Annotated in this window: 1 protein-coding gene and 1 pseudogene; both read left to right on the top strand. The window is 70.8% G+C overall.

The window, feature by feature from the left end:
- The coding region (locus ACXJKR_RS31615) for an aspartyl/asparaginyl beta-hydroxylase domain-containing protein (RefSeq protein ID WP_457326219.1) at positions 1-351 on the top strand (351 nt) is incomplete at its 5' end.
- A 4-nt stretch (positions 352-355) separates the two neighbouring features.
- Positions 356-1722: pseudogene (locus ACXJKR_RS31610) on the top strand (hypothetical protein); the annotation flags it as partial.

Raw genomic sequence — 1722 nt, 5'->3', positions numbered from 1 at the left:
GGCGAGCGCTATTCCTGGCGTGACGGCCAGGGCGTCATCTTTGACGAGACCTATCTGCACTACGCAGAGAACCAGTCGGACGTGATGCGCATCATCCTGTTCTGCGACGTCGAGCGGCCGCTCAACAACCCGGTGGCGCGCTGGTTCAACCATTTCATCAGCCACACGCTGATCCGCGCCGCAGCCGCCCCCAACTCGGACACCGACAAGACCGGCGGCATCAACAGGCTGTTCGGCTACGTGCAGCAGGTGCGCCTGTTCGGCAAGCGCATCAAGGCAAGGAGCCGCTTCGCCTACTACGGCTTGCAGTGGCTGATTTTTGGCGGCTTGTTCGTCTGGTGGCTGTTCTGAACCCATGCTCCGTCTGCGCCTGCTCGGTGGTTTTGAGATCGAGCGGGCCGGCCGCGTCGAGCTGACCCGCCTGCCCAGCCGCGCCAGCGTGCTGCTGCTGGCCCGCCTCGCGCTGGCGCCCAGGCGCCAGCATCCGCGCGAGGAACTTGTCGAGCTGCTGTGGCCGGGTGTCGAACTGGACGTCGGCCGCAACCGGTTGCGCCAGACCCTGTCCACGCTGCGCGCCCTGCTCGAAACCGACGAGGCGCCGCTCTTCAACGCCGACCGCCTGCAGGTCTCGCTGTTGCCCGGTTCGCTCTCGTCCGACGTGCAGGACTTCGAGGCGACTCGCAACCCGTCCCACTATGGCGGTGAGCTGCTGCCTGGCTATTTCGACGACTGGGTCGTCGCCGAGCGGCATCGGCTGGCGGCGCTGGCCGACGATCTGCCCCTGCAGCCGCAGCCGGTGCTCGAGTTCGTGCACGCTCCCGCCCTGCCCTCGTTCGCGACCAGCCTGCCGCGCTACCTGACGCGCTATTTCGCGCCGCCGGGCCGGCTCGAGGCGCTGGCCGCGCGGCTGCCCCAGCTGCGCCTGCTGACGCTCATCGGCCCAGGYGGCGTGGGCAAGACCCGGCTCGCGGTGGAGCTGGCCTGGCTGCAGTTCAGCGAGCACCACTGGAGCTGCGGCATGGCGGCCCTGGCCGAGGTGCGTGACGAGGCCGGCCTCGTGGCAGCGCTTGAGCGCGCCCTGACCGTCACGCGTGGCGGCGGCTGGCCGGCCATCGAGGCTGCGCTGCAAGACCCCGGCGGCCTGCGGTTGCTGGTGCTGGACAACGCCGAGCAGGCCCTCGGCGTCGTCGCCCAGGCCGTGCAGCGGCTGCTGGCGCAGGCGCCCACGCTGTGCTTGCTCGTCACGTCCCGGCATGCGCTGGAGGTGGACGGCGAAACCCTCATCGACGTGACGCCGCTTGCAAGTGCTGAAAATTCGGCCCAGGACACCGCCCAGGCTCTCTTCATCGACCGCGCCCGCGCCGTGCGGGCCGACTTCCACGCCAGCCGCGACAACCAGGCCGCGCTGACCGAACTGATCCGCGAGCTTGAGGGCCTGCCGCTGGCGCTGGAGCTGGCCGCCGCCCGCGTACGCAGCTTTTCGCCGGCCCAGATGCTGGCGCAGTGGCGCGGCCTCGGCACGCAGGCCGCGCCACTGCCTGCCTGGCTCGCCAGCCCGACGCGAGCGCCCCGCCACGCCTCGGTGGCGGGCCTGCTGGACTGGAGCCTGGCCTTGCTTGGCCCCGAGCCACGCGCCCTGCTGCAGCGCTTGGCCGCCCTGCCCGGCGCCTTCGCCTGGGCCGATGTGGAAGCCCTCGGCGGCACGCCGGCAGTGCTCAATGA

The organism is Roseateles sp. P5_E11, assembly GCF_054049355.1.
This window is presented reverse-complemented; position numbering and strand designations above follow the sequence as displayed.